Source organism: Ohtaekwangia koreensis (genome assembly GCF_900167975.1).
Classification (GTDB): domain Bacteria; phylum Bacteroidota; class Bacteroidia; order Cytophagales; family Cyclobacteriaceae; genus Ohtaekwangia; species Ohtaekwangia koreensis.
Map to the genome: position 1 here is coordinate 1705218 of NZ_FUZU01000001.1, position 21605 is coordinate 1726822.

At 41.3% G+C, this 21605-nt stretch carries 15 protein-coding genes; 10 read left to right on the forward strand and 5 right to left on the reverse strand.

From position 1 onward, the window contains the following. The first annotated feature begins 23 nt into the window (after nt 1-23). Nucleotides 24-1853, forward strand: a complete 1830-nt coding sequence (gene treZ / locus B5Y40_RS07195) for a malto-oligosyltrehalose trehalohydrolase (RefSeq protein WP_079685998.1) — start codon at nt 24-26, stop codon at nt 1851-1853. A gap of 63 nt (nt 1854-1916) precedes the next feature. On the opposite strand, the gene B5Y40_RS07200 is transcribed toward treZ, so the two are convergent. Beyond that, a complete protein-coding gene (locus tag B5Y40_RS07200) occupies nt 1917-3137 on the reverse strand; it encodes a DUF748 domain-containing protein (RefSeq protein WP_079685999.1) in 1221 nt (406 codons plus the stop codon). Nucleotides 3138-3189: 52 nt separating this feature from the next. After that, nucleotides 3190-3369 carry a hypothetical protein gene (locus tag B5Y40_RS07205; RefSeq protein ID WP_079686000.1) on the reverse strand — a complete coding sequence of 60 codons (180 nt, stop codon included), beginning with the start codon at nt 3367-3369 and terminating at the stop codon, nt 3190-3192. A 131-nt stretch (nt 3370-3500) separates the two neighbouring features. On the opposite strand from B5Y40_RS07205, the gene B5Y40_RS07210 reads away from it, so the two are divergent. The 8 genes from B5Y40_RS07210 (at nt 3501) to B5Y40_RS07245 (ending at nt 14011) form a co-directional block, all read left to right on the forward strand. Then, nucleotides 3501-3989, forward strand: a complete 489-nt coding sequence (locus B5Y40_RS07210; protein WP_079686001.1) for a low affinity iron permease family protein — start codon at nt 3501-3503, stop codon at nt 3987-3989. 421 nt (nt 3990-4410) lie between these two features. Beyond that, on the forward strand, nt 4411-7908 hold the full coding sequence (locus B5Y40_RS07215; protein ID WP_079686002.1) for a PAS domain S-box protein: 3498 nt from the start codon (nt 4411-4413) through the stop codon (nt 7906-7908). Continuing rightward, nucleotides 7901-8269 carry a response regulator gene (locus B5Y40_RS07220; protein WP_079686003.1) on the forward strand — a complete coding sequence of 123 codons (369 nt, stop codon included), beginning with the start codon at nt 7901-7903 and terminating at the stop codon, nt 8267-8269. The genes B5Y40_RS07215 and B5Y40_RS07220 overlap by 8 nt, the downstream gene beginning before the upstream one ends. A gap of 9 nt (nt 8270-8278) precedes the next feature. Then, entirely contained in the window at nt 8279-8950 is a 672-nt protein-coding gene (locus B5Y40_RS07225; protein WP_079686004.1) for a response regulator transcription factor, read from the forward strand. 107 nt (nt 8951-9057) lie between these two features. Then, the gene (locus tag B5Y40_RS07230) at nt 9058-9543 is read left to right on the forward strand and encodes a GAF domain-containing protein (protein WP_079686005.1); all 486 of its coding nucleotides are present in this window, start codon (nt 9058-9060) and stop codon (nt 9541-9543) included. 131 nt (nt 9544-9674) lie between these two features. Continuing rightward, nucleotides 9675-10427, forward strand: a complete 753-nt coding sequence (locus tag B5Y40_RS07235) for a sensor histidine kinase (RefSeq protein ID WP_079686006.1) — start codon at nt 9675-9677, stop codon at nt 10425-10427. A 167-nt stretch (nt 10428-10594) separates the two neighbouring features. Beyond that, complete coding sequence (locus tag B5Y40_RS07240) at nt 10595-11044, forward strand: hypothetical protein (RefSeq protein WP_143785646.1); 450 nt, start codon at nt 10595-10597, stop codon at nt 11042-11044. A gap of 30 nt (nt 11045-11074) precedes the next feature. Further along, the gene (locus tag B5Y40_RS07245) at nt 11075-14011 is read left to right on the forward strand and encodes a PAS domain S-box protein (RefSeq protein ID WP_079686008.1); all 2937 of its coding nucleotides are present in this window, start codon (nt 11075-11077) and stop codon (nt 14009-14011) included. Nucleotides 14012-14033: 22 nt separating this feature from the next. On the opposite strand, the gene B5Y40_RS07250 is transcribed toward B5Y40_RS07245, so the two are convergent. The 3 genes from B5Y40_RS07250 to B5Y40_RS07260 are packed head-to-tail and all read right to left on the reverse strand — an operon-like array spanning nt 14034 to nt 18240. Continuing rightward, on the reverse strand, nt 14034-15944 hold the full coding sequence (locus B5Y40_RS07250) for a hybrid sensor histidine kinase/response regulator (protein ID WP_079686009.1): 1911 nt from the start codon (nt 15942-15944) through the stop codon (nt 14034-14036). A gap of 12 nt (nt 15945-15956) precedes the next feature. Further along, a complete protein-coding gene (locus tag B5Y40_RS07255; RefSeq protein WP_079686010.1) occupies nt 15957-16400 on the reverse strand; it encodes a response regulator in 444 nt (147 codons plus the stop codon). Continuing rightward, complete coding sequence (locus B5Y40_RS07260; protein ID WP_079686011.1) at nt 16387-18240, reverse strand: PAS domain-containing sensor histidine kinase; 1854 nt, start codon at nt 18238-18240, stop codon at nt 16387-16389. Before B5Y40_RS07260 ends, B5Y40_RS07255 begins: the two co-directional genes overlap by 14 nt. Before the next feature lie 427 nt (nt 18241-18667). Between B5Y40_RS07260 and B5Y40_RS07265 the strand changes: the two genes are divergently transcribed. After that, the gene (locus B5Y40_RS07265) at nt 18668-21421 is read left to right on the forward strand and encodes a triple tyrosine motif-containing protein (protein WP_079686012.1); all 2754 of its coding nucleotides are present in this window, start codon (nt 18668-18670) and stop codon (nt 21419-21421) included. The last annotated feature ends 184 nt before the right edge of the window (nt 21422-21605 follow it).

Here is a 21605-nt window from a genome sequence, read left to right on the forward strand (position 1 = left end):
CGGTCTTGGTATATATTTAGAATATGAGAATTTTCGGTTCTGAGTTTTCGGCTCATAAATGTGCTTTTTCGGTTTGGGCTCCGGAAAAGAAAACCATGTTGTTGCACATCGTTTCACCGGAGGAGCGTACCGTTGAAATGGAGAAGGATGCCTCTGGATATTTTTATACTACGTTGAAAAATATAGATCCTGGCACACGCTATTTTTTTATGCCAGATGGAAAAAAAGATGTTCCGGATCCTGCTTCACATTATCAACCCCTGGGTGTTAAAGGCCCTTCTGAAATAGTGGATCACTATGCGTTTGAGTGGGAAGACCAGGCGTGGCGCGGTATACCGTTGCAAGACTATATTATTTACGAAATGCATATCGGTACATTTACCCAGGCCGGTACGTTTGAAGCCGCTATACAACAACTCGATGATCTTCTGGATATTGGAGTCAATGCTATACAGATCATGCCCGTGTCGCAATTTTCCGGGGAGCGTAATTGGGGATATGATGGCGTGTTCCCGTATGCCGTACAGAATTCATACGGTGGACCGGATGGATTAAAGAAGCTCGTAAACGCATGTCATAAAAAAGGCATGGCCGTGATACTGGATGTTGTATATAACCATATAGGCCCCGAAGGAAACTGCTTCAGTGAGTACGCAAATTACTTTACAGACACCTATAGAACTCCGTGGGGTCAGGCTATAAACTATGATGGTGAATGGTCGGATGGAGTTCGCGATTATTTTTCCAGCAATCCTATATACTGGTTTTCACAATTCCATTTTGATGCACTGCGTGTCGATGCCATCCATACTGTATTTGATACGAGTGCTGTGCATTTCTGGGAACAGGTAAATACTAAAGTGAAGTCTCTTGAGAAAAAGATAGCACGACCGATATATATGATTGCCGAAAGCGATTTGAATAGTACGAAAGTAATCAAGTCACCGGAAGACGGAGGGTATGGATTCGATGCCCAATGGCTGGATGATTTTCACCATGCCCTATATGTATTGCTGGATAAAAACGGTAAGAAGCGATATGAAGATTTTGGTTCGATCGAACAATTACAAAAAGCTTACAATGAAGGTTTCGTATTGAGCGGTGAATTTGTAAAATTCAGAAAGAGAAGATACGGGTCATCTTCCGTGGGAGTATCTGGCAATCGGTTTGTAGTTTTTACAATGAATCACGATCAGGTAGGAAACCGCGTGCGTGGCGAACGATTGTGTTCTTTACTGGATTTTGAAAGATTGAAATTAGCGGCAGCAGCATTCCTTTTTTCTCCCTATATACCGATGTTGTTTATGGGAGAGGAGTATGCAGATGAGTCTCCTTTTTTTTATTTTATCAGTCATGAGGATTCCAAGTTGATCGAGGCTGTACGCGAAGGCAGAAAGAAAGAGTTTGCTCCCTTTAAATCAGAAGGGGAACCACCCGATGCCTATGCGCCAGAGACGTTTTATGATTCCAAGTTAAAATGGCAAAAACGAAACGAAGGGAAGCATGGTGTCATTCTGCGTTGGCATAAAAAACTGATTTCTATGCGAACCAGCTATGAAGCATTGCAGAACATGGATAAGAAAGATACGCTGGCGCACGTTGTGGGAGAGAAAGCGATAGCACTTCATCGAAAGCGTGAACATGAGAATATACTATGCTTGTTTAATTTTTCAGAACAAGGTTTTTTATATACTATGCCAGCATATGGTGAGCGTTGGGAAAGAATACTTGATTCAAGAGAAGCGGAGTGGAGTGTTGATGGGAGTTCAAATGCTACGTCCGCAGCGCAGATCAATGCTGGTCAAAATATGCAAGTAGAATCCTTACAGGTTCTGGTATATAAAACGATATAGATTAATATATAGAAGACTATGCATATTTATCTGGTGGGAGTGGGAGTAGAGTAAAAGCAAGGGTTAGTTTTTCTTGTCTTTATCATCGTCTTTTTTGTCACTATCTTTTTTCTTTTCTTTCTCTTTTTCTTCTTCCTTGTTCTTGTCCTTATCCTTATCCTTATCGTCCTTCTTGCCGAAGATTTTTTGCAGGATATTTTTCTTTTCCTCTTTCTGAGTGTCTACCGTAGCGATGTTTATCTCCTGGTCAATGGAGGGTTGAATAGCACGTATAAATGCATTTTGAAGAATGCTGCTCAGTGCATACCATACATTTGTATCGGGATTTTTCAGATTACCCTCGAAGGGAACTTTGGTTGCTACTTGATCTTTGCGCTGATTTTCAAAAACTTCTCCGACCGTACCCGCCAATCCTTCCCACATTTTTCGAAGAATATTATCCTTTCGATCTTCTTTACCTAACACATCAAGATCTTGTATCAACGGTTTAACATACCCCGCAAATTTTCCCTCTTTTGCCGCTACTTCTGTATAGAGACCAAACCTTCCTTTGTTTACATCTATTTTAGCATAAGCTTTAAAAAAGTCATTAAGCTTTACCAGGTTTGTATTTTTTACTTCCGCATTCATATCAAATGTAGGATCGTCCGCCAGCGGATTTAACTTTACGTTCAACGCAAGTTCACCTTCATATATATTTGCATGAGCCGTTAGTGATGCAGGCAACACAACCGAAGAGTCATAACTGTTCCTGAGATTTTGCGCCAACAAGTATGCATTGCTAAGTTGAATATCTACCGGAGGTTTTGATGTTTCATCTTTATACTGAATGCTGCCGTTGTTTATTTCAACACGGTTTACCTGAAGCGGCATAAAATCATCCAGCAAGTTCTTGAAACTACTCGAATCACTTCGTACTTCTTTTGGCTCAACTTTATATTTCGTAAAACGCAACATTGCATCTTCGAAAACAAGCTCTCCGACAATTGAACCATGGAACAACGCTTTCCATTCTACCGAAAGGTCAATCTCCGAAGCTCCAAAAAATGGTGTCTGCTTATCGGTAGTGCTGTCGAGTTTATTCAGGTATATACTATCAATGGTATAGGCACCCCGTATTAAAGCTATATCAATATCATCGGCATGACCGTAATAGCCTTCCATGGTTGCCAGCGTCTTATTTAAATAGTGCAGCACCACATACGGCAATATTACGCGAACAATCACCAGTAGTCCGAGGACAATAATAAAAAACCAAATAATTTTTTTCTTCTTCGATGTCATGAATATAGTTGTATAGTATTTTTAGGTACTATATATATTAGATTACGAGTTCTTAGATCGTTGTCTCGTCCGTAATTTCGGTTTCCGATTCGCCCAAACGCTTTGGTTTGTTCTTGTCTTCTTTGGAAGAGTTCGTAGAGATTTCAGCTCCCGTTCCTTTTGCATTTGGCTGATCTTTTTTATCGGTGGATTTCTTCGCATTCTGAGAATCCGATTTTGTTTGCTGTTTCATATGGATGTTCAGTTATCTGAATGAAACAAATAAAAAAATGGTGCCGCGGTTGCTTGTGGAAGTGTATATAAAAATGGGAACAGAATTTTAAGTACTTCTTATCACAGAAAAATGAAGTAAACAGAACCGCCATGAACACAACATGTAAAAAAATTACCCCACTCGAAAGATTTTCCTCTGTAGTAACGTATGCGGCAGGAAGTTCCACAGCTTTTCTTGTAGCAGTCTCATTGATAATGGTGTGGCTGATTACCGGCCCCATATTTCACTATTCTGATACATGGCAACTGGTTATTAACACGGGCACAACGATAATAACTTTTCTGATGGTCTTTCTCATTCAGCGAAGTCAGAATAAAGAATCGATAGCCATTCATTTAAAACTAAATGAACTCGTAGCGGCACATAGTAAAGCCAGTAACAGGCTTGTGTCCGTGGAAGATCTTACCGAAGAAGAGTTAAAGGTATTACAGAAATTTTATGCAAAGCTCGCGACTATGAGTAAACAGGAAATAAATATGCAACAGACGCATTCCATAGAAGAAGCGGAAGAACTTCACGAAGAGAAGATCGATAGAATGGAAGAAGAAGACGAACTCCGTGTAAGAGGAGAGAAGTAGAACCACATTACGCCAGAAGTATCGATTCAACTCATGTCCAAGTATATATTGACTCAAGCACTGGCAAGCGTTATACATTTTTGTTGCGCATGCACTATGCAAATCTTTGAGCGCGACCTCCTATTTTCAAATGAGAGGTTAAACATTGATCAGCAATTTACAAGTGATAACGTGACACTTATCGAACGCGTCTGGTACGCTTTTATACTCCCAACCACTTGGCTACAGTTTTTTTATACCTTTTGATAGAGTGTCTGCTGATATAATTTTTTTTATCTCTGATAAATCACTACTTTCTAGAATAATTTGATCGAACGAAAATGAGTAGTAGCTATCCACTATTCAATCCTGATTATATAATTCTATTAATGTTTTGATCAGTTATAGGAAATACGTTGATGTTGATCTGAATTTATATAAGATGCGGATACACCATTGGATTTATTTATTAGTAGTATGTTTTGGACTTCTGATTTCCTGCGCTCCGAAGAACAGCAGTAAAAAATTCAGGATTGGATTTGCGCAATGTACAGGCAGCGACCTATGGAGGAAGCAGATGCTGGCTTCGATGTATGCAGAACTGTTATTCCACCCCGACATCGAATTAGAGTATCGCGATGCACAAAACAATACTGAAAAACAACGAAGAGACATAGAGAACTTTATCGATGATAAGATCGATTTGCTTATCGTTACACCGAACGAAGCTGATGCCATCACACCATCCGTAGAGCTTGCCTATAATAAAGGTATACCGGTAGTAATGGTAGATCGAAAGATCAATTCTGAAAAATATACTGCATATATTGGAGCTGATAATTATGAGATCGGGAAGCTGGCAGGAGCGCTCGCTGCAGAGATATCCAAAGGCAATGGAGCTATACTCGAAGTATGGGGCTTACGCGAATCCTCGCCAGCCCTTGAAAGACATCGTGGTTTTAGCGATGCCATTGCACCGTATCCGAATTTGAAAATTGTTGCTTCGTTAGATGGGCAATGGGAGCAGGACACTGCAGCACACAGGTTCCGCGAAAGCGCAAGTATTCTTCCTTCTTTTAATATAGTATATGCACACAATGATGTGATGGCGTACTCCGTATATACCTTGTGCCAGAAACAAGGGCGTGCCGATAGCATTAAATTTATTGGGGTTGATGGGCTTTCCGGTCCCGGTGGTGGCCTGCAGTTGGTGAAAGATAGAATACTGACAGCAACATTCTTATATCCTACAGGAGGCGAAGAGGCTATCCGCACAGCCAGCGATATTTTACACGGCCAACCCTATATAAAAGATAATATACTTGAAACAACTCCCATTGACAGCCGGAATGTAAAAGTAATGCAATTGCAGCAAATGAAAATGGAGGCGCAGCGAAATGATATTGTGCGCCTTCAGCAGAATGTAAATTCACAAGGGCAGCGTTTTGATCAACAGCAATTATATATCTATATTTTGCTGGCAAGCCTTGCGGTAATGTTGTGGACAAGTGTGATTGCCATTATATCCTGGCGAAAGAAACGTGATGCGTATCAGGCGCTTGCCGTTCGCAATGAAGAGATTCTTACCATCAATGAACAGCTAAAATCCACCAACAATAAATTGGAAGACGCTCATCGAAAGATTTCCGAGCAGACACAAACAATCCTCCGGCAAAAAGATGAGCAACTGAATCGGGTGCTCGATTCTTCCAATGATATAATCTGGTCCGTTGATCTTTCAGGTACCGGAAAGAACTACCTCAGTCGTTCTGCTATGCGGTTGTTAGGTGGACAGGTAAAAAGCGAAATGATGAACGATGCGCATTACTGGCGCGAGCATATACCTGAAGATGATTGGGCTTTGAAAGATGAAGCGTTGCACACCGTACTACGGGAGGGCTATGCGGAATGTACTTATCGCATTAAAACAAGTGGTGAAAATTATCACTGGCTCTTTGAAAAAATCAGGATTATATACGATGAGCAGGAGCGGCCTCTCCGGCAGGAGGGTTTGATCGTTGATATTACCAATCAGAAAAAAGCAGAAGAAATAATACTACGGTATCAACAGCAACTTGATATTATATTTTCAAATACCCAGGAGATGATCGCTTTGCTCGATGTCGATGGAAAGGTACTGCTCTTTAACAAGGCCTTTGAAAACTTCATGGAGGATGCATCGGGTGTAAAACCTGCTATCGGGAAGTATATATGGGATATTACTGTAAAAGAGCGCCAGGAAACTTCACAGCGATTGTTCCAGGAGGCCCTCGAAGGTAAGTTCATTAAAACCACAGCGGCTTTTCATGTAAAGTCAGGAACGGTATATCATTCATTGCGCTACGAACCTGTATTGTCTGAAGGAAAAACTACCCATGTGGCTATTGTCGCATTTGATATCACACAACAAAAAGAACAGGAATATATAGTTCGTGAATCGGAAGCTAACCTGAAGGCTATTTTCGACAATACACGTGACTCCTTTACCCTGGTATCACCGGATTATAAAATTATAGCCTTCAACAAGTCCAACTATAGAAATGTATTGCTGCGAACCAACCAAGAACTTAAAACAGGTGTAAACTTATTGGACTATATAAGTGATGATCGAAAAAGTGCGTTTGTCAATTTACTGGAACGTGTGGAGAATGGAGAAATGATTTCGTACGATGCCAATCTTCAAAACGGAGGGTTGGAAGCTGCGTGGTTCAAGACAACGATCAGCTCTGTTAAATCAGAGGAAGGTAAGTTTATAGGGTATTGCATCGAGGCACATGATATAACCGAGCAAAAAGAATTTGAAGGTACGTTAACAGCAATAGCCCGGGAGTTGTCAAGCTTAATCGAAAATGCAAATGTACCTATATTTGGTATTGATCAGCATGGCAAGATCAACGAATGGAACAGAGTTTCATTTGAACTCACCGGTTTTTCGAGAACCGAAATGATCGGCAGAAATTGGGTAAGCAATCTGCTGGAACCAGAGTATCACGAAGTGGTTACGGCAATTATGAAGGATGCACTGAATGGTGTCCCCGTAAGCAACTTTGAATTGCCATTGCTCTCCAAGAAAAAACAGAAGCTATCCTTACTGCTCAGCATTTCTCCTCGCAGAGATGCCGAAAATAAAATCGTGGGAGCAACCATCGTTGGTCAGAACATAACGGAGTTGATCGAATATAAGCAGAACCTCGAGCGCATGGTATATGATCGCACGCGCGAATTGAACGAGGCGTTGCAAAAGGAAAAAGAATTGGTGGAGATGAAGAGCAGGTTTGTATCTATAGCCTCGCATGAATTCAGGACACCGTTGTCATCCATTTCACTGGCGTCCGGTTTTATAAAGAAGTATAAACAGAAGATAACGCCTGAAGAGGTAGACAAGCGATTGGACAATATAGAAAAGCAAGTAGGGCACATGACGCACTTGCTGGATGATGTGTTGCTGATCGGCAAAACAGAAGCTGGTAAACTGGTGGTGCATGTATCCCAGGTTGATGTTTTTGAAACATTTGAGAAATTAAAAAATGAGATCGAGCAGAGTACAGGCAATACACACACTGTAAAACTTCATGTCAGTGGAGTTACAGGTACAATCAGTACGGATGAGAAACTGATCAGAACCATGGTGATAAATGTGTTGACGAATGCAATCAAGTTTTCGCCCGGTAGCGGGTACGTTGATCTGTTCGTTGCCGCTGCGCCCAATAAGCTAACCATTCGTGTAAAGGACAATGGCATTGGTATACCTGAAGAAGATATCAAAAATCTCTTTGAACCTTTTTATAGGGCGAGCAATGCGAATGATGTAGAGGGCACCGGGTTAGGCTTATCGATTATACGCAAAGCACTTGATTTGCTGAGAGGCTATATTGATATAAAGAGTACCCTTGGAAAGGGTACAGAGATCACCATTGTAATTCCGTTAGCGCATGACTAAAAAGATAATGGTAGTAGAAGATACACCTGATTTACTTCAGCATGTAACGGACTTCCTAACGATGGAGGGGTATGATGTTGAGCCTTGTGCCAACGGCCATGAAGCGTATAAAAGACTTGTCTATAGTATACCTGACCTGATTATTACGGATCTGCTAATGCCGAAGCTCGATGGATTTGCTTTGATCGAAAAGATCGCACAAGACAAAATGATGCGGAATATACCGATTGCTATTTTTTCGGCCAAGCCACCGCATGAAAATGAGGCAAGAGCATTAAGCTTGAATGTAAAGGCATTTATAAAAAAACCTTGCTCGCTGGATGATTTGCACGAAGTGATAAAAAGTATACTGGATAAATAAAAAGACCGTATGGATACAGTAAAAGTTATAGTTGTTGATGATCATGGATTGGTACGCCAAGGTATAGTTTCGTTACTGCGCGAAACAGGCGAAGTTGAAATTCTAAGGAGTCTTGAAAGCGGTGAGGAAGCCGTGAATAGTGCAACCGAGCTTGCTCCGGATGTTGTGATCATGGATATAGTCATGAAAGGTATGACGGGTATAGAAGCTACGCGCTGGATCAAAGAGCAAAATCCTCAAACGAAAGTTATACTTGTATCCAGTGAAGTGAATAAAGATTTTATACGGGCCGGACTTCGCAGCGGAATGGATGGATACCTGAATAAGAACAGTACACCTGAGGTTTTGGTCAAAGCTATACGAAGCGTTGTAAAAGGAGAGAAGTATTTTAGTGCTGACGTTACGTCCCTGGTGCTCGATGATTTTTCATCGCCTGTGAAATCCGGACAACGTGATTCAAATAAAGGCGATCAACTGAAGAGTAGCATCCTTTCAAAACGCGAAGAAGAAGTACTCATGCTCATAGCGGAGGGTAAAAGCCTGAAGCAAATTGGAGAAGAGTTATTCATCAGCGTAAAAACGGTAGAGACGCATAAGCTACATATACAGGATAAGCTCGGTCTTTCGGGTACAGCACAGCTTGTACGATATGCGTTGGAAAGGAAAATACCGCGGTCCTAAGTGTTTTACTTAGAGCTCCTAAGTCATACCCTGATTTTACAAAATCATTTTCTCCCTGTCTAAATATAGCCGGGGTAGCAACATCTTTGTGCTACTAACGAAAGGACATGACAACAAAGGCGGATGCTGAACAAATTCCAGAAGAAAAGCTGAAAAGCTTGTTGCCGGATTTTGTTGACAACGTGGCCAATGAACGTTTTTGGAAAGAACTCGCACAACTCGCCATCATCATCAGCAGAACCACTTCCGTGTCCATCTGTTTTTTTGTCGATAATACGTTACAAGCTTTTGCTTCAGCAGGAAATGCTGTTACAGATGAGCGTGTTCAGTTGTGGGAGTCTATCATACGTGATCATCATTATACCGAAATAGAAGACACGCTAAAGGAAGCTATATTTAAATTCGATTCACGTGTGTTTGATCAACCTGTTATTCGTTTCCTTGCCGGTATGCCAATTGTTACAGCGGATGGCATTGTGCTGGGTACTATAGGATTGGCAGACAACAAGCCTCGTAAATTTTCGGGCGAACAAATTCAATCATTAGGCATTCTTAGCCGAATCATTTCCACGCACCTGGAAATGAGTAAATAATTTTGAGTTAAGTGTTTTACTCAGGTGATTTCCTGATGATTTCTGCGCCCTGATTTTTTCAAAATCAGTGGGTGGCGCATTCGATATAGATCTCTATTTACCAATTTTGTTATCATCAATTCACAGTTAGTATGCTATCCAGTAAAGTTATTGTAATGGAAGAAAAAGAGCGGGAAGAACAATCTATTGGTAAAGAACTTGCAAAAGCGAAGAACGTTATCGACAAGTTCCTATATAATTGTTCTCACTCAATGCGTGGTCCACTTAAATCCATTACAGGATTGGTGACGATATTAAAAAATCAACCGGCTGATACTATTCAGTTGCCACAACACCTTGAACTGATTCAAAAGACGGTAAATAAAATGGAAACCATTCTGAGCGAGCTTGAGCAATTTCTCGCGAACTCCAGAAAGGAACTGGTGATCGAATCAGTTTCCATGAATGAAGTTCTGGACACTATATTGGAAGACCATAAAAAGGAAGCAGAAGATAAGAACATCAGGCTGTCCAAAAATGTAGTGCAGACGGTTCCATTCTATACTGATCAGGAGCGACTTGTGATGGTATTCTCGCAGTTGATATTAAACGCTCTTGTTTTTAATGATTCCTCTAAAGAGGATCGCTATGTAGATATATTCGTGCGCGTAAACAGTAATGGTTGTCACATCAAAGTATTGGACAACGGTATCGGTATATCTGCCGATATTCAAAAGAATATATTCCAGCTTTTTTATAGAGGTTCACAGCAGTCGCAAGGTGCGGGTATCGGCCTCTATATTGTAAATGAAGTGTTGCGCAAAATGAGTGGCAGTATAACGGTTAATTCGGAGGAAGGTTGCGGGTCCAGCTTCTTTGTGTGGATTCCGAACTTAAAGGCTTAAAAATCATCCTCTCTTGTGCGCATTTTACGGATTGTTTAAGTGAAAAACTTAGATCATTCTACACTTCCTGATTTTACTAAAAATCAGCCTTATGCTGATTTTTAAAGTGGCTTTTCAATGCATTTTTGTACATGAATTCTCAGGCTGAAATCTTAAATTTTAAAAGTATGAATACGAACAGATCAATGAATCAAATTCTTTTGAAGAACCAGACCTTTGTGGAAGTATCTGTTCAGGAACGTGATGTAGCGGCTAAGAATAAACCTGCTGAGCGTTTTTTTGATGTTGATAAATTTAATAAGCTCACCGGGGGCTATGATAAAATACAAGAAGAACTACTCGGTGCTTTCCTGGAATTTACACCCGTGTTATTGGAAGAACTCAAATATATAGTGTCTTCGAACAATGCCAGTGATGCTGCACGCATACTGCATAAATTAAAATCTTCTACATCGCTGTTGTGTACCAACGTGCTATATGCTGAGATTATTCATTTGGAAGAAACTTCTAATACTATACATGGTTCCGAGTATAAAGACCGGATCGTTAAGCTCATTGCTTCACATGAGGTATTGATGGACGAAGCAAGAGCTATGCAAAAAATCCTTTCATCTTAAGTGCACTTATATTTCTAGATATCCTAACCTATGAACTGCCCCCTTCCGAACGCTTCAGAAGAAGACCGACTGGAAACGCTTCGTAAACTTCAGGTTCTTGATACAAAAGATGAAGAGGACCTGAACGATATCGTAAAGCTTACTGCTGCTATTTGTGATGCCTCGATATCCGTGATCAGTTTAGTAGATGCACGCAGGCAATGGTTCAAGGCAAAGGTAGGACTAGATATACAGGAGACTCCCCGTGAGCATGCGTTTTGCGCACATGCCATTCAACAAGATGATATGATGATCGTGCCAGATGCACGAAAGGACAATCGTTTTGCAAACAGTCCTTTGGTTACAGGTGAACTGGGAATTCAGTTTTATGCAGGCATGCCGTTGATTACATCCGATGGATATAAGATCGGTACGCTGTGTGTAATGGATACTTCACCAAAAGCACTAACCGAAATTCAATATTCAAGTTTGCGTACACTGGCAAACAATGTTGTTAAGCAGATCGAGCTAAAATATATAGCAAGCCAGATGAATGACAAGGCAAAGACCTTGCATGATTCTAATCTACAGCTCAGCGTACTCAATAATGAATTACAAGCTTCAGAAGAGGAAATACGCAGTAATATCGAGCAGATTCAAACGCTGCAAGATCAACTTGAAGCTCGCGAACGCCAGTATAGAGAAATGGTGGAGAACGCAACCGACCTGATCTATGAACTGGATATTAATGGTTACTTCTGTTTTGTGAATCCGGTAATGGAATGTGCCTGTGGATATACCCGTGAGGAATTATTATCCAAACAGTATTGGGAACTTGTACACCCGGATTATCAACGGGAGGTAGTCGAGTTCTACAAAGCGCAACGAAAGTCAAAGGAAAGTAATACATACTTTCAGCTCGTCATGCTTACCAAGAGTGGCGAAGAGCGTTGGCTTGGCCAAAGCGTGAATATGCAATTTTCAAATGACGGTCAAGTATTGAAGGTAAGTGTTATATCACGCGATATAACTGCATTAAAGAATATAGAGATCGAACGTACCGAAAGCGAGCAGCGATTTCGGTTGCTTGCCGGAAATGCGCCGGTTGGTATTTTTCAAACTGATGCAACTGGTGCATGTACCTATGTGAATAAGCGCTGGTGCGAAATTGCCGGCTTAACCGAGGAGCAGGCACTCCATGAAGGATGGTTACACGCAATCTATATAGAAGATCGCCATCGTGTATTAAGAGAATGGTATAAAGCAGTTGAAAGTAAACGTGAACTTAAACTGGCATTCCGTTTTATGAATGCAGCCCGTGGTGTTCGATGGATTGTCAGCGAAGGCACGCGGATGATGAATGCCAATGGAGAAGTTACCGGGTACATAGGTACTACACACGATATCACCGAAGTAAAAGAAGTTCATCAAAAATTAAGGGATAGTGAAGAACTCTATAGACTTCTGTCCAGCAATTCGAAAGATCTTATTACGTTATATAAGACCGATGCGAACACTACTCGCACCTTTGTATCACCTTCGGTGGAAGAGATCTTGGGATATACTCCTGATGAACTTATAGGCAGTTCTCCGTACGACAATATACATGCAGACGATGAAGCGTATGTGCGGGAGATCATGCAGTCTGTAATCTTCGAAGGAAAATCAGCTACCATCGAATACAGGATGCGCAGGAAAGATGGCTCCTATATTTGGTTCGAATCGAATGCTCATCCGTTTTTCGATGATAAAGGTGATATGATCGGCTTTCAGACTTCTGCCCGCGATATATCCAAGCGGAAAGAGTTTGAGGCATCTCTTCAAATTGCAAAAGAGAAAGCAGAAGAAGCCACGCGTGCCAAGAGTTTGTTCCTCTCGATGATGAGTCACGAGATACGTACACCGATGAACGCTATTATAGGGCTTACCAATCTAATGTTGCAGAATGATCCGCGTGAAGATCAACGCGAGCGTCTTCATTTATTAAAGTTCTCAGGCCACAACCTGTTAACCATCATTAACGACATCCTTGATTTCAGTAAAATTGAAGCCGGTAAGATCGTACTCGAATCCATTGATATCAATTTGAATTCGCTGTTATCAGACACGAAGCAAATGCTGGAGCAGCGTGCGAAAGAAAAAAACATCGCCCTATATATGAAATACGATGGGCATTTGCCTGAATTTGTAAAGGGCGACACGGTGCGTATTTCTCAGGTTGTTACAAACCTGTTGAGTAACGCTATCAAATTTACCGAGCGCGGCTATGTTGAATTTTCGGTTACATCGCTGGGTGAAGAGAACGGTAAATGCAAAGTGCTTTTCGCGGTGAAAGATACCGGCATCGGTATAGATGCCGACAAGCTCGATACTATATTTGATCACTTTTCACAAGCTGATAATGATATCACCCGCAGGTTTGGTGGTACAGGGCTTGGCTTGACCATCACAAAGGGATTACTTCACTTAATGGGTAGCAAGATTGAATTAGAAAGTGTTCCCGGATATGGCTCTACATTCTCGTTTGTGTTGCTCATGGAGAAAAGTAAAGGTGTGCGTGTTTTAGAAAAACGTGTTGCGTCCGGTAAGTTTGTAAATGATAAAACGATTAGTGTGCTGCTCGTAGAAGATAATCGTATCAACCAGTTGGTGGCGTCTAACTTTATGGAGCAATGGGGCGTGGCTGTAGATATAGCCAATGACGGTCTTGAAGCGTTAACCATGATTGGCAGTAAATCCTATAATATGGTATTCATGGATCTTCAGATGCCAGGTATGGATGGCTATGAGGCTTCGCGCAAGATCCGCTCAATGGAAGACCCTTACTTCAAAGATATACCCATCATTGCGCTTACGGCTGCTGCCATGAGTGGCATGCGTGATAAAGTAATGGAGATGGGCATGAACGACTTCATCAGTAAACCATTCGATCCGGAAGAACTCCGTCTGAAAGTTGCCAAATTTACTTCCGTGAAACTGAGTGCTTAAATATAGTATACGGCATACGGAATCAATCGTGTCTCACTATGGCTGGCAGCACTGTGGGAATAGGAATCATTAGCGTTATTGTAGTTCCAATGTCTTTTTCGCTCTGAAGACTTATTTTGCCATTCAGCCTTTCAATGATATGTCGTACTATATATAGACCTAACCCGGGACCGCGGGCTTTTTTATGTGCGCGGTAAAACATATCAAATACACGTGATTGAAATTCCAGGGGAATACCATCACCATTGTCGATCACTTCTATTTTAACCGTTTTGTTTTCTTGCTGCACGTTTACAGTGATTTCACATTCCCTGGAGTCATCTGAGTAGGTAATGGAATTCTTGAAGAGACATAGAAATATAGGCTTGATTATGAAAGGATCGCTGTAAAAAGATATATCCTTGTCAGCGTATATGGTAAACGTTGCCTTTTCGCTTTTCGGATATTCACGCAGATCATGAATCACATCGCGAACGAGTTCTTCAAAATCAATCCGGTCGTGAATGAAAGGTTTATAGTATAGAGTAGAAATTCGCGTGAGCTCTTCCAGCATCGTTATCATTTCCACATTGCAATCATCCAGCATTTTTAAAAAATCCTGCTCCTCGCTGTCTTGTGAAACCATTTTTAACACATTGATCAACCCGCGGGAGGAAGATACCGGTCCACGCAGTACATGCGAAGTGTGATATAGAAAAGCATTCAGTTCGGTAATCTTCGACTCCAGGTTGAACTGCACGGTTTTCAACGCAGTAATATCGGTAATCATACCAAAGGCTCCGGTATAGTGCCCTTCTTTGTTATATAAAGGATTTCCGGATATAGACGTCCATACCTTTTTGCCTGTCTTTGAATTTAATTTTATTCCGAGGGATATTTTTTTCCCCTTCTCAAGTTTTTTGAAATGCTCGATCGAACGCGCGCGGTCTTCTTCATCCATAAACGCGAAAAAAGACCTCGTCATCATTTCTTCTTCTGTAAACTCAAGCATCTCGGCCAACCGCTTGTTAACAAATATAGTCTGGTTTTGTGCATCCAGTACCCATATACCTTCCTGGGCGGTTTCAATGATCTTACGATAACGTTCTTCGCTTTCCTTCAGCATTTGTAACGCAAGGTCCTTTTCATCCTCAGTTTTCTTTTTGCGAAGCATGTTCGTCAAGCTGATCGGAAAGCGTTTCAGGTTTGACTTTAAAAGGTAATCATCTATACCTTCACTCAGGCAGCCGGCTGCAAATTCTTCCGTTAGTCCTCCTGAGATCAAAATGAATGGAACACGGGGATTTTTCTTGCGGAGAAGTCGAATGGCTTGTATGGCATCGAAGTTGGGAGGTATATTGAAATCTGCGATAACAACATCGGGGTCAAAGCTCTCCAGCGCCAGTATATATTCTTCTTTGTTACTGGCAATTTTAGAAACGAGCTGAATATTAAAGGATGCGATTTCGTAGAGGAGTAATTCAGCATCGTCAGGGTTGTCTTCCAGTATCAAAATGCGATACGTTTTTAAATATAGCTGTACCTGTAGCAGTGCTTCTTCGAATTTTTCGAAATCAAGTTTCTTATGAATATAGGTGGTGACACCAAGTTTGTATTGCTCAAAGAGTTTATGGTCACCTTCACCGGAGGTAAAGATCATCACCGGTATATTTCGGGTCGCCTTGTTACTTCGCAGTTGTTTTAGTGCTTCCAACCCACTGATATTATCCGGAAGACTTACATCCATTAAAATTACTTTGGGAAGGTGTTTCAATGTTATCGTTTCGTAACTCCCTTTTTCAAAAAGAAAATCCAGTAGTTCCCCAGCATTTTTGAGACGTATGGTATTGTTCAGGATACTATTTTTAGCAAGTGTCCTGGTAATCAATTCTGAATCCTGATCATTGTTCTCTACAAGAATAATGTCAGTATCCCGGCTGGGTGTAGTATTCATTTTCAGATCTGCCTATACAGGCTTTTCATTTATTGTATTCCAATACAATGTTATCGTCTTTACTACATGAACATAAAACTCGAACTCTACCGGCTTCACTACATAACTATTCACGCCAAGGCCATACGCTGTAATGATATCTTTCTTTTCTCTCGAAGATGTAAGGATAACAACAGGTAAAGATTTGGTGCTATCATTTTCACGAATCTTTTTAAGGATTTCGAGCCCATCGATTTTAGGAAGCTTTAAATCCAGCAACACAAGTCTCAGATCTTTTTGTATTCGCTTGTTCTCGTAACTCTTCTTCTCGAATACAAAGTTGAGCGCCTCTACGCCATCGTTTATATGCAGGAAGTTTACGTTGCTGTTGCCTTGCTTTAAGGCGTGTATCGTCAACTCCGCATCATCCGGATTGTCTTCTACTAGCAATATCTCTACACGATCAGCTTGTTCCATTCGTTTGTGAATTTATAGTTAATGAAAAATAAAAAACGGCACCTATGTTTTCTTCTCCTTCAGCCCATACACGACCACCGTGCCGTGCTATAATTCGCTTGACTATAGCTAACCCCACACCGGTGCCGCTATATTCATGTGGATTGTGCAGTCGTTGAAAAACTCCAAACAATTTGTTATAGTATTCCATGTCGAAGCCCACACCATTATCTTTAACGAAATAATGAATTTCAGAATCTTGTTTTGTTGCTCCGATTTCAATGACCGGTTGTTCTTTTTTTGCAGAGTATTTAACAGCATTAGAAATAAGATTGAGAAATACTTGCTTTATAAGTGCAAGATCTCCGTTCGTTTCGGGCAGCATGCCAACCTGCACATGTACCTGGGCAGTCGTCTTGGCTTCCTTGAGTTCTTCCAGTACAGAATTCACAAGTGCATTCATGTCAATAGGAGTGAGCTCTATATCTTTCATGCCAATGCGTGAGAGCATAAGAAGATCGTCGATGAGGTTGCCCATCTTGATAACATTTCTCCGGATGTTGTCGAGTAAGCGTTTCCCTTCGGCATCAACAGTGGTGTGATATTTATCCAGGAAGATCGCTATAAATCCATCTACCGCCCGCAACGGTGCGCGCAGATCATGTGATACTGAATATGAAAATGATTCGAGCTCAACTATATGTTCTTCCAGTTCGCGGTTCAGTTGCTGAATCTGCTGCTCTGATTTTTTGCGCGCAGTGATATCGCGGATGGCCGCAAGTGCCAGTGTGCCTCCTTCTGTTTCGAGGGGACTTAAACTTATTTCTATCGGAAATTCGGTTCCGTCTTTTCGTTTGCCGAACAACTCGAGTCCTATACCCATACCGCGTACACGCGGATCCTGGAAAAAATTCTGCCGATGTTTCGGATGTGCATGATGAAAACGTTCCGGTATAAGTTTTTCGATGGGCATACCTTCAATCTCATTTCTTTCAAACTGAAAAATGTTATGGATCTGCGCATTCACCATTTGAATTTTTCCGTCTTGTCCTACAATTACCATCGCATCGGGAGCGGATTCCAATAAGCCCTTGAATTTTTCTTCAGATTTTTTTCGTTCTGTTATATCGCGTATAGCTGCGAGTGCCAGTGTTCCTTCTTCTGTTTCCAAAGGACTCAGACTGATCTCTAGCGGAAACTCCGTTTCATCTTTACGTTTGCCATACAACTCGAGGCCTATACCCATGCTGCGCACGCGCGGGTCAGCAAAAAAGTTTGAGCGATGATGCGGATGATGTCCATGATACCGTTGTGGTATGAGCATCTCGACACTCTGATCCAGAATTTCTTCTCGATTATAGAGGAAGAGTCTTTCAGTTTGCGCGTTTACCATATGGATTTTTCCATCGTTGCGCACAATCACCATAGCGTCCGGAGCAGATTCCAGTAACGCTTTAAACGTTTCGCGCGATTTGCGTTGTTTGCTATAGTCGCGAGCAATTTTAGCGTAGCCTACAATACTACCTTGTGGATTTTTAAGAGGCGATATGGTTAATGATATATAGATAAGCTTGTGGTCTTTTCGTAGTCTTTCAGTTTCGAAGTGCTCTATATATTCTCCTTTTTTCAATCGCTCGAATAATTGAGATTCTTCATTGTGTCGATCCGGAGGAAGAAATAGCGAAGTATGTTTTCCTAAAGTTTCTTGCTTTGTGAAGCCGAAGAGTTTCTCAGCTCCTCTGTTCCAACTTGTAATTGTTCCGTCAAGTGAACTGCTATAAATGGCATCATCTGTACAGTCAACAATAGAAGCCAACAATGCTTCGTAATCTTCGGGTTGTTTGGTAGCGAACGGGTTCATTATTAGAACAAGCGATTAGTATCAGGAAAATTCCAGCTGCACAGTGCAGATAATTAAAAGCAACTATTTGATTCCCGATGGGCGTTGTGATCAAACGAGATCAGGAGGGAGGGGGAATCTACAATTAAATTAACAGTCTGCGTTAACTAATCCAAATGTTAAGAAGCTGTAATTACAGATTCTTTATGGCGTAACGAACAATATAAACCGATTTGCAACAGACAGAGGGTAAGTATAAATACGGACGCTGAATTCAGCATTAAATGTGCACATTCCTAGCGAAGTTTTCGGGCAAGCTCTTTTTTCGACAAACACTACTTTTGACTTCATGGCATTTTGCTGACATCCACCACCTATTAGTCGATAAGTATTGGTAGTGGTATAACGTGATTCGGTAAAAAACCATACGGAGAGAAAAGAGACTGAAATGAAGTACGCTAGCGCATTTTTCGTATTAATGATTTATACTTTCATGTGCTCTGCGCAGGAAGGCGATTATTTTTTAACACATCATGCATACGATGATAACCGGTATGATCCCGAAAATTTCGATGTAGAGCAAGATAGCAATGGACTGATCTATATAGCTAACAAGGGGGGCGTACTGCGCTATGACGGAAGAAGCTGGGATCTCGTTCGATGCCCAGGTTCCGTTTATGATGTCCTGATCACACCAAAGAACCAGGTATATGTTGCCGGTAAAATGGGCTTTGGATATTTGCAGTATACAACCGGCCTGGCCAATGCCTCCTATATTCCATTGTTCAGTAAAGTTGGTCCCGATGGTATTCTGAAGGCAGAACAACGTAACGATAGTATTTTTTTTATAAGCAATCAAACACTATACCTATACCTGGAGTCGACCAAAACTATTCGGTCTATACGTGCACCGGAGAGCAATGAGTTTACCAATATGTTTTTTTTGTCGGGTTCGCTACTACTTCAAACACAAGACAAAACTATATATACCTATCGCAAAGGAAAGTTAAGGCCTGTTCATGCAGGTATTCCCAAAGACACCTGGATTCTTTTTACAGCCAGGCATCCCACGAATAAATCCGTCTCGCTGATTGGAACAGACCAGAATGAATTGTACTGGATGCGCAACGGAAAGGCCACGAAAGTAAATACAAAAGATGATGGCTATATAGAACAGTCCGAATTAACATCATGCCGCTGGATCAGCAATAACCTGATTGCTATAGGGACGCTTCGTGGAGGCGTTGTTTTTCTGAACGCCACCACAGGGGCAATTGATAAAATTGTCAATTATCGTACGGGCTTACCCGATAATGAAGTATATGCGCTGGGAAATGATCGCGACTTGGGTGTGTGGGTAGCGCATGCATATGGTTTCACACGCATTGCACCCGATCTGCCGTTTCGCTGTTATTCTAACTTCCCTGGTATGGAAGGAAATCTTCTGGCGGTGATGCCTTTTGAAAATACACTATATGTAGGCACGAGTACAGGAATGTATTTTCTCAACGAGGTAAAGGACTATCAAACTACATTGAAGCAGGTAGTGATTAAGGGATATCCGAAAGTAAATAAACCAGCGGTTAAAGAAAAAAAGTCAGCTACAACCGCAGCTGTGAACCAATCGGTAGAAGACAAGAATGCGAAGAGTAAACGGAAGCCTTTTTCTTTTCTGCGATCAAGAAAGAAAAAAGAAGAAGCATTACAACAGTCTACAGAAGTTAAGGAACCTGTTGAAGTGAAGAAGCCGATTGAAGAAAAAAAACAAAAGGAAGGATTTCTACGAAGGATTTTTTTAAGGAAGCCCAAAAAGGTATTTGAGCGTCACCGTGAACTGAAGTCGATTCGCTATACCTATAAACCTGTTGTCGGTTTTTCAGGAAAGAGCATAAGCATCAAACAACTTAAAGGTAGTTTGCTTTCCGGTGGAACCGGAGGCCTGTTTGAAATAAAGGAAGGTAAGGCTTCTCAACTTGATGGCGATAATACACTTGTATTCACATGTGATGTTTCGTCAGCTACTATATTTTCATTTACAGATGGTCATGTATTGAAAGTGTTCTCCCGGCAAGGTGCTAAAGGGCAGTGGGGAATAACGTCTTCGCTAAAGATTGAAGATGATATAGTACATATCAATCGCACAAATGAGAAGGAAGTATGGCTCACCGGGAGAAGCGCAGTCTATCAATTGAAGTGCGGTTCTGATAATCAGTATAGTATAACTCAGACATTGCGTATCGAAAACCCTTTTAATGATGAGGTCTATTCGTTCGTTCGCAATGGTAAAGTATATTTTATAGCCTCGCATGACTGTTTTTACTATGATGCTGGACGTAAAGTGCTTTTGCACGACCGTGAGATTGTAAAACAGCTTGGTAAAATTGAACGTGTTATACTAAGCAATGAAAATATCTGGGTCTTTAATGGTGACCATTGGATGTGCCTTTCCGATGATGCAGTACAGCATGAAGGCCTGAATGTACTTGGGTTTTTCAAACAGATTCAGTCGCTATATGTGCAACATGCAGGAGAGTTCTGGGTGACAACCGGCACGAATGAACTCTATCGAATATCCTCTTCGAAGTATAGCGAAGCACCTGTATCGCATAAAGTACTTTTGAAAGAAGTACGGAGTAAAGGCGGAGAGCTTTTGCCTGTGCGTGATTTACAAGTTGACCAGGATAATAGTTCGCTTGCCTTTGAATTTGTACACCCTGATTATCGCGGGTTGTTGGGAACACAATATCAGTATAAACTAAATGGTCTCTCCGATCAATGGACAGCATGGACTCCCAATGCCTCGCTCTCGTATCAACTTCTTCCCGCAGGCTCGTATGATCTTCACGTCCGCATTCGCGATGCTTTGGGATCAGTCTCCGAAGAACAGCTTATTCATTTTAATGTCGTGCCTCCGTATTGGAAAACTTCATGGTTTTATTTGCTTGAGATCATCTTCTTCGGCGCATTGCTAGGTATAACATTCAGGCTCAACCGGAAGGAAAGCCGCTATGAATTTGTGACCCGTATACTCACATTTTTAACATTGATTTTGATCATTGAACTAATACAGAATCTGGCAGAAAGCTATTGGACCACCAATACATCGCCTGTTATTAACTTTTTTGTTCAGGCTGTCATTGCCCTACTGGTATATCCGATAGAGAAAATCCTCAGGAAGTTTCTTTCCGGAAAAACTGAATGAGCAGCGATCGATTGATACGCAAGATCTATAGTTATGTCAGTAAAAATACTGAGGTCATTTTCAGTAAATAAAGATCGTTTGGTAAGCATTAAAACAGACATCAATTCCTTTGCGAAGAATATACTTTTGTTACCAGGCAGGGGGCTTACTCCTGCATAAGTATATGGTAAGTATAACGGCTATA

Excerpts from the sequence above, each read along its gene's own strand:
- treZ (WP_079685998.1), top strand. The coding sequence starts at position 24 with ATGAGAATTTTCGGTTCTGAGTTTTCGGCTCATAAATGTGCTTTTTCG.
- B5Y40_RS07200 (WP_079685999.1), bottom strand. The coding sequence starts at position 3,137 with ATGACATCGAAGAAGAAAAAAATTATTTGGTTTTTTATTATTGTCCTC.
- B5Y40_RS07205 (WP_079686000.1), bottom strand. The coding sequence starts at position 3,369 with ATGAAACAGCAAACAAAATCGGATTCTCAGAATGCGAAGAAATCCACC.
- B5Y40_RS07210 (WP_079686001.1), top strand. The coding sequence starts at position 3,501 with ATGAACACAACATGTAAAAAAATTACCCCACTCGAAAGATTTTCCTCT.
- B5Y40_RS07215 (WP_079686002.1), top strand. The coding sequence starts at position 4,411 with ATGCGGATACACCATTGGATTTATTTATTAGTAGTATGTTTTGGACTT.
- B5Y40_RS07220 (WP_079686003.1), top strand. The coding sequence starts at position 7,901 with ATGACTAAAAAGATAATGGTAGTAGAAGATACACCTGATTTACTTCAG.
- B5Y40_RS07225 (WP_079686004.1), top strand. The coding sequence starts at position 8,279 with ATGGATACAGTAAAAGTTATAGTTGTTGATGATCATGGATTGGTACGC.
- B5Y40_RS07230 (WP_079686005.1), top strand. The coding sequence starts at position 9,058 with ATGACAACAAAGGCGGATGCTGAACAAATTCCAGAAGAAAAGCTGAAA.
- B5Y40_RS07235 (WP_079686006.1), top strand. The coding sequence starts at position 9,675 with ATGCTATCCAGTAAAGTTATTGTAATGGAAGAAAAAGAGCGGGAAGAA.
- B5Y40_RS07240 (WP_143785646.1), top strand. The coding sequence starts at position 10,595 with ATGAATACGAACAGATCAATGAATCAAATTCTTTTGAAGAACCAGACC.
- B5Y40_RS07245 (WP_079686008.1), top strand. The coding sequence starts at position 11,075 with ATGAACTGCCCCCTTCCGAACGCTTCAGAAGAAGACCGACTGGAAACG.
- B5Y40_RS07250 (WP_079686009.1), bottom strand. The coding sequence starts at position 15,944 with ATGAATACTACACCCAGCCGGGATACTGACATTATTCTTGTAGAGAAC.
- B5Y40_RS07255 (WP_079686010.1), bottom strand. The coding sequence starts at position 16,400 with ATGGAACAAGCTGATCGTGTAGAGATATTGCTAGTAGAAGACAATCCG.
- B5Y40_RS07260 (WP_079686011.1), bottom strand. The coding sequence starts at position 18,240 with ATGAACCCGTTCGCTACCAAACAACCCGAAGATTACGAAGCATTGTTG.
- B5Y40_RS07265 (WP_079686012.1), top strand. The coding sequence starts at position 18,668 with ATGAAGTACGCTAGCGCATTTTTCGTATTAATGATTTATACTTTCATG.